Origin of the sequence: Mucilaginibacter sp. (assembly GCF_036383575.1) — a bacterium.
Lineage (GTDB): Bacteria > Bacteroidota > Bacteroidia > Sphingobacteriales > Sphingobacteriaceae > Mucilaginibacter.
This window is the reverse complement of sequence record NZ_DASVOB010000548.1, coordinates 1-7,958: the sequence shown is the minus strand read 5'-3', so window position 1 is coordinate 7,958 and position 7,958 is coordinate 1. Positions and strand designations below refer to the sequence as shown.

Below are 7,958 nucleotides of genomic sequence, written 5' to 3'. Positions count from 1 at the left end.
GTTAAAGTTTTAGTGGTATCCGGAGTTTTTATTGTCGATAAGTAAAAAAGGGATTTGAAAAGGCCGCAATCAGTCTATAGGGACTGAGGTACACGCCATCATCCGGTAATAAACAGAACCAATCACACCAAATAATAAAATGATCAAAAAATGTACAAAATTAATGATGCCGGCGCTGATGTTCATAGCGCTTATTGGCATTCAACCGGCTCAGGCACAAACGGGCAAAGTACAATGGCAGGCCAAATGGCTGCGCATTGGCTATCGAGAAGACAGTATAGCACGCCCGGCCCAATATTTCCAGAAGCACTTTGTAGCCGATAAAAAGATCAAAGCGGCCACATTGTACATTACTGCTCAGGGCTTATATGAAGCAAACATCAACGGCAAACATGCAAGTGCATCCTACCTTACCCCCGGTTGGACTGATTATAATAAACGCCTGCAATATCAGGAGTACAACGTAACTGAACTGTTGCAAAAAGGCGATAATAACCTGACTGTTGCTGTTGGTGATGGCTGGTTTCGTGGCTATGTAGGTTTCGATAACATCCGTAACCGTTACGGCAAACAATCGGCTATGTTATGCCAGCTTGAATTAACTTTTACTGATGGTTCCAGGTCAACGGTAATCTCAGACGAAAGCTGGAAAAGCGGCGAAGGACCGATCCGCTCTTCATCTATCAACAATGGCGAAATAATTGACGCTACAAAAACGGTTAACTGTGATCAACCCGTGAAAATAGCCGAGATTGGTTATGGCACGCTGATCCCGACCGAGAGCAATCCTATTACCAAACATGAAACTTTTAAACCTATCAAGATCATCGCTACCCCATTAAAAGAAACCGTAATGGACTTTGGCCAAAACCTGGTAGGCTGGATCTCTATTAAACTTAAAGGGCAGGCGGGTGATACAATCAGGATCCGTCATGCCGAAGTACTGGATAAGATCGGCAATTTTTACACAGCTAATTTGCGAAACGCCCAGGCTATGGCTACCTATATACTGAAAAGTAACGAAGAAATGATCTTTGAGCCCCACTTCACTTATTATGGATTTCGCTACGCCAGCATTGAATGGATAAGAGGTAAAAAAGCGATCGTACCCGATGCCGCTGATTATGATGCAACAGCCATTGCTTTGTACTCCAATATGAAACCCACTGGCACTTTTACTTGCTCAAACCCCGATATCAATCAGCTGCAGCACAACATTGTATGGGGGCAAAAGGGCAACTTTCTCGACATTCCTACTGACTGCCCGCAACGTGATGAGCGTTTAGGCTGGGTTGGCGATGCACAGGTTTTTAGCCGTACCGCATCGTTCAATTTCGATGTCAACAGCTTTTTCAGCAAATGGATGAAGGATGTAGCGGCAGATCAGCAGCCGGATGGTTCCGTTACACACGTTGTGCCGGATATATTAGGCGGCTTTGGCGGATCGGCCGGATGGAGCGATGTAGCTACCGTTGTGCCATGGAATATGTATGTAGCTTATGGCGACAAGGCCATGCTGGAGCGACAATACCCAAGCATGCAGGCTTGGGTGGGCTTTATGGAAAAAAACAGCACCAATAATTTGTGGAACAAAGGCTTCCACTTTGGCGACTGGTTAAGTTACCGCTCACCTGACGACGACGGCAGCGATGCCATAACCGATAAGTACGAAATTGCACAATGCTTTTATGCTTACAGTACCGAACTGCTGATAAAAGCAGCAAAAGTATTGGGCAAGGCAGATGACGTAAGCCGTTACGAGGCATTGCTAAAAAACATCAAAGATGCCTATTTCAAAGAGTATGTTACCGCAAACGGCCGCGTAATGAGTAATACGCAAACAGCCTACGTGCTGGCGCTTAATTTTGATATGTTGCCTGAAGCTAACCGCGCTACAGCGGCTCAGTTTTTGGTAAATAACATCAAAAGCTATGGTAACCACCTTACTACAGGTTTTTTAGGTACCCCGTATTTATGCCATGTATTGAGCCGCTTCGGTTATACCGACGTAGCCTATACCCTATTATTGCAGGACACTTACCCAAGCTGGTTATACCCGGTAAAAAGGGGGGCGACAACCATCTGGGAGCGATGGGATGGCATCAAACGCGATGGCAGCTTTCAAACGGTAACAATGAACAGCTTTAACCACTATGCATATGGCGCCATTGGCGATTGGATGTACCGCGTTATCGCAGGTCTGGATACAGAAGAATCGCCGGAGGGAGTAGGTTATAAGAAGATCATCATCAAGCCACATCCCGGTGGTAAATTAACATGGGTGAACCTCGACTATGAGAGCCGCCAGGGTAAGATCAGCGTACATTGGAAAATTGCAAATAACAAATTTTTGATGGACGTGGTGATACCAAAGGGCACTACCGCGCAGATAAATACTCCCGATATCAATGGGGCTAATTATAAAGTACAAAACGTTAGTTCGGGCGTTTACCATTTTGAGAATTAGTTTACCCAAAGCGGACACCTTTCCGATTCATTATCAGGTGTCCGCTTTGAAATACTGACACGTCAAAAATAAATCAGAATAGCTTCAATTGCTAAATCGATTTATAGAATATTATTTTTATATTGCTAAACCAATTAAAAACCGATGCGATTTTATTTTATACTCTTACTAATCATCTCTGCGTTAGCTTGCACCAAACCCGCCGCTGCCCAGACTGCCGGTTTATCAACAGCACAACGCCCCTGGAATGCGCAGTGGATAGCGGCGCAGGGAGATAACGGGAAAACATATGGTGTTTTTTACTTTCGAAAAAACATCAATTTAGCTGCAAAGCCTAAAGTTTTTGTCGTTCATATATCGGCCGATAACAGGTACAAGCTTTATATTAACGGCACCCTGGTATCATTAGGGCCTGCCCGCGGCGATACTTATTATTGGAACTATGAAACCGTCGACCTTGCTCCTTATCTTTCTGCAGGAAAAAATACGGTGGCGGCGTTGGTATGGAATGAAGCTCAATACAGTCCGGCTGCTCAGATCAGTGTGCGCACAGGTTTCATTTTACAGGGCAGCTCTCCTACCGAAGAACTATTAAACACCAATGACACATGGAAAGGCGTTCAGGATATGGGACATCAGCCAATTCCCGGTTATTTTTTTGCTGCCAGCAAAGGTGAACTGGTAGATATGAACAAAGCTATTAAGGCCGACTGGACAACTGCCGGATTTGATGACAGCACCTGGCCCGCAGCCGGTAAATTGGCTGATGGAAAACTCAAAGGAATGGCTTGGGGTATAAACTGGGCGTTGGTGCCATCCACACTGCCTCCGAGAGAAATGACATATCAACGTTTGCTTAAGTTACGCAGCGCCGCCGGCATAAATACACCGGCGGGCTTCCCGGAAACAAAAGCCGCCTTAACCATCCCGGCAAACACGACAGTCTCTTTACTGCTCGATCAAACCTTTGAAACAAATGCTTTTGTGACGTTAAATTTCAGTGGCGGCAAAGATGCCGGAATCTCGCTGGGTTATGCGGAGTCACTGTATGAAAAGGGCACCAAAGGCGTTAACAAAGGAAACCGCAATGATGTAGACGGTAAAGAGTTTGTAGGCCGGATAGACAGTCTGGTGGCCGACGGCAGTAAAGGACAATCCTTCACAACACTCAACTTTCGTACTTACCGCTACATCAAACTCCTGGTAAAGACAAAAGATGAGCCACTGGTAATAGATGACCTGTACGGCACTTTCACCGCATACCCTTTTAAACGTAGCTCGGTAATGAATACAGATAATGCCGAGATCACGCAAATGCTGGATATCGGCTGGCGTACCGCAAGGCTCAACGCCTGGGAAACCTATACGGATTGCCCGTATTATGAGCAGCTGCAATACATCGGTGATACCCGGATCCAGGCCGTAATAAGCTACTATAACACCAGCGATGACCGGCTGGCACGTAATGCACTCAACCAGATGGATCATTCGCGTTTGCCCGAAGGTATAACCGCCAGTTGCTATCCCTCAAACGGCACACAGGTTATCTCCCCTTTTTCGCTATGGTATATCGGCATGCTGCATGATTACTGGATGTACCGGGGCGACAACGATTTTATCAGCAATAAACTACCCGGAGCACGTGGGGTATTGGATTTTTTCAGCAAATACCAGCAGGCTGATGGTTCAATAAAGGATACCCCTTATTGGGCCTTTGTTGACTGGGCTGGTAATATGTGGGGCGAAGTTAAGGGCAAGGACGGCAGTGCGGCCATTTATGACCTGCAACTACTTTGGGCATACCAGTGGGCAGCCGAAATGGAATCCAAAATTGGATTGAAGGATTATGCGCAGATATATAACAGCAAGGCCACTCAGTTAAAGGCTACAATACAGCGTAAATACTGGGACCCGGCTAAAAAACTATATGCCGATACAAAAGAAAGGAATGGCTATTCGCAGCATGTAAATTCGCTGGCCATACTTACAGGCATGGTAAGCAGTGCTGATATGCCCGCCCTGGCCAAAAAGCTACTTAACGATAAAAGCTTAACCCAATGCTCCGTTTATTTCAAATATTATTTGCACCAGGCATTGGTAAAAGCCGGTTTAGGTAATGATTATATGAACTGGCTGGGTATTTACCGGGAAAATATGGCAATGGGACTTACTACATGGGCAGAATATTCGGACGTGAACACTTCCCGCTCCGACTGCCATGCCTGGGGTGCCAGTCCTAATATAGAGTTCTTCAGAACTATTTTAGGGATAGATAGTTATGCGCCCGGATTTAGCAAAATAAAAATTGAACCGCATTTAGGAGCTATAACCAAAATAAGCGGGGCAATTCCCCACCCGGACGGCAATGTTTCAGTAGCTTATGCTTTTGAAAACAGCAAATGGAAAATAACTATCAGCCTGCCGCAAAAAACATCAGGGATATTAGTTTGGAAAACTAAAACCTACAAGCTAAAAGGAGGCTACAATTCATTTATGATTTAAAATTTCGGCAGGATTTACTCAGGCGTACTTTATTAACTCGAGTGATAAAGCTTCCAGTAAAGCAGTCCCTTTCAGCAATTGCTGCTCATGCAAAGCCTTCGGTAAATCCTGCACCTGCTTTCCGCCCCGGATAAAATTGTGCATGTACCCTATCGTACGCTCCAATTGTTGCGGTTCAGGCTTTCGTCCGGCTAAAAATAGCGAAATGATCACTGCGTTAATGCGATAGTTCAATACCTGGATCTGCTCAAGTCTGGGCAGATCCGCCTTTCCGGGTTCTACACGGGCATGCCTGAGGCCTTCTGACAATCGCGCCAAACGGAGGTGCGCTTCCTTCCGGGCCAGGCGAATTTCCTGCAGCGCCGCTTCTCCGGCCACAGCTTCTAAAAACAATAGGTTCCCGTCCACCGCAGCATGTGCCAGCTCATCCAGCTCCTTATTGATCCAGACCGGAAAAATAAAGATACCCGCAAAAGCCAGTACACAGCCTGCCAGCGAATACCAGAGCCGGGCTGACATTATTGTAGCCGGCTGACCATGATAAAGGCTCAGGCAAATCACTACGCAAACCGTGATCCCGGTCACGCTCCGGGCATAGACAGATCGGTTCCAGGCAAAAAAACACAACAAGCCCACCGCTGCGATAAGCAGCAGAACTGCAGCAGGCTTGACCAGGAAGAGCAGCAGACTGGCCAGCAATACCCCTGCGGCAGTGCCGGATAAACGCTCCAGGTTCCGCTGCCAGGTCAGTGCAAGCTTAGGCCTCGCTACGATTACAATTGTCAGCAGAAGCCAGTAACTATACTGGTTGGGGGCAAAAAACAGGGTTGCTAAATATCCTATTGCAAATAATAAAGTAAGCCGGAGTGAAAAACGCAGCACCGGCGAGCGGAGACTGAAATGGGCCCGTAATTTTGAAAGGAGTGCTACTTCATTAGGCAAAAAAGCGTCCGGTTCAGGCAAATCTTCTATTGTGGCCTGCTCATCTACAGCTATTTCGGCCAATAAATTGCGGATTGCAGAAGTATTGATCAGGATACCATTGATAACAGAAGCATCCTCTCTCTCCATCCTTCCTGCCGCTACAGATAATTCACCGGTTAACCGGCTATAATGGGTATCGTTCGGCACTGTGTTCAGTGATCTGGATACCGGCACAGTACGGCTTAATTGCCTTGTTTCTTCGGATAGTAACGTAATCAGTTCAGCTGTCAGCGGCAATGCGCCCGTTTGTGCCAGCCTTTCACGTACAATTGCATAATCATAATGCATGGCTGTCACTTGCTCATATAAACCGATCACCCTGATCGCCGTATTGAGCTGATGCCGGGCATTCGGGCGGTCGCTGAGTAATAATTGTCTGACCAATTCCTGCTTTTCAGAAACCCGCAGGTGCAGGGCGATAGTTTTCCGGTAAGCTTCATTCAGTGGCATAGCTGGGTCATAACAAGCAGCCTTGGCCCCCAGGAAATCAGCCGTCGCCGATAAAGCCTCACGCAATGCCTGGTACAACGAACGGAATGGCAGGATCAATACCTGCACCAGGCTTATGGCATGGAACCAGGCACCGCCCGCAACAATGAAAGCGCTGAATAACAATGGATCTTGGGGCCGAAGACCTAAAGTAAAAACCATCAGCACGATACCCATTGTACCCGCTGCTGCAGACCTGCCACCTAAAGCCGCCGTCATAGAAAGCAGAAACGTGAATATAAGCAATACCAATCCAGTGAGGATGGGCGAGGACAAACTGGCCGAAAAGATCATCGACACCAGGAAAAAAATCGCGAAGCTTTGTAGTGCTGTCAATGCCTTGTTACGGCGGTTTCCAGGCAAATCAGTCAGGCTGATCAGCAACGCGCCTACCCCTATACCAATGCCCACCTGCCGGTAGTGCTGATAAAGCAGGACAACGGGCAGCAGCACAATCACTGTATTGCGAAAAGCATCAGCGACGCTTTCGGTTAAACGGAAATGAAACAGAGGGGCTTTGATCTTAAACACACCACAAACTTAAAGAATACTTAGGCCTAACAACAAGTAGGTTAAATTTAAACATCTCACTTGTGCCGATACCTTCACATTATTTAAAAAGTTCCGGATAATATCTTGAGATCATATCCTTCTCATCACTCTTCAGTTCGCTCAATAAAATAGGGGCATCCTGGGGCCTTACCCCTTTCTGATTGATGCGGTTCATTAAACTCCAATCCTTTACTGGTTTCTCCGGCGATGGATCAGCCGGCTCTTTGGCGGGCAGGTCATACCTTGTAAAATCAACAACCATTTCGGGCGTGTTTTTATGCCAGTTACGCAGTGTTGCCAGTCTAAATTCCCTGTTCATATACCATTTGATCTCCTGGTTACCCCAGGAATTGCCAATGCCAAGTCCTTTTTCTTCAAACCGATAATTCCAGCGGGTGTTATCGCGGTAATGGTTGCGCCAGATCTCACCGTATTCGCCGAAAGTAATGAACTTAACATCGGGCCAACGTTGTACAGTGGCACTTGTCCATTTATCCAATGCCCGGTATGCCAGGGTATCGTCCCAATTCTTACGTTCAGCTATTTTTACCAATGCAGCTTCCCATATATTGGGGACCCAGCCGAAGCCGTTTAGTTCAAAACCACGGTCAAAATGGATAGCCTGGGTATGCATAACCGAATAGTGGCCGATATCCAGCCCCCAATCCCCGTAACTCTCTATCGGACCAACACCGCGACGGCTTGCCGCACCGTTAAAAGGCGTGGTACCCCACACATTGCCGCTTTGAAGCGCACACAGAAAGTCAACGCTCCAACCATCCAGGTTCACACAATCTATAAAGTCGCTTTTGCCCTGGGCCGGCTTGCAAAAGTGTTCTTTTGAAGGATAGAAAGGGTAAGAAGGTGAGCCATCCGCACCACCGCCATCCGTTTCATGCTGGCTCCAGATAACGGCATGTGCCACATGGATATCTTCCTTTTCAGCCAAATAGGCAAGGTTATC

Annotated in this window: 4 protein-coding genes; 2 read left to right on the top strand and 2 right to left on the bottom strand. The window is 46.9% G+C overall.

Features of this window, described 5'->3' with window-relative positions; genetic code table 11:
- Window positions 1–139: 139 nt before the first annotated feature.
- Window positions 140–2,467: an alpha-L-rhamnosidase gene (locus tag VF500_RS19490; protein ID WP_330861281.1), complete on the top strand. Its 2,328-nt coding sequence runs from the start codon at window positions 140–142 to the stop codon at window positions 2,465–2,467.
- A 144-nt stretch (window positions 2,468–2,611) separates the two neighbouring features.
- On the top strand, window positions 2,612–4,969 hold the full coding sequence (locus tag VF500_RS19485) for an alpha-L-rhamnosidase C-terminal domain-containing protein (RefSeq protein WP_330861280.1): 2,358 nt from the start codon (window positions 2,612–2,614) through the stop codon (window positions 4,967–4,969).
- Between the two features lie 18 nt (window positions 4,970–4,987).
- Here the strand turns inward: VF500_RS19485 and VF500_RS19480 are convergent, their stop codons facing one another.
- Together VF500_RS19480 and VF500_RS19475 are read right to left on the bottom strand one after the other, a co-directional pair.
- Complete coding sequence (locus VF500_RS19480) at window positions 4,988–6,973, bottom strand: FUSC family protein (RefSeq protein WP_330861279.1); 1,986 nt, start codon at window positions 6,971–6,973, stop codon at window positions 4,988–4,990.
- Window positions 6,974–7,052: 79 nt separating this feature from the next.
- A partial coding sequence (locus VF500_RS19475; protein ID WP_330861278.1) for a DUF3863 domain-containing protein occupies window positions 7,053–7,958 on the bottom strand: 906 nt, incomplete at its 5' end.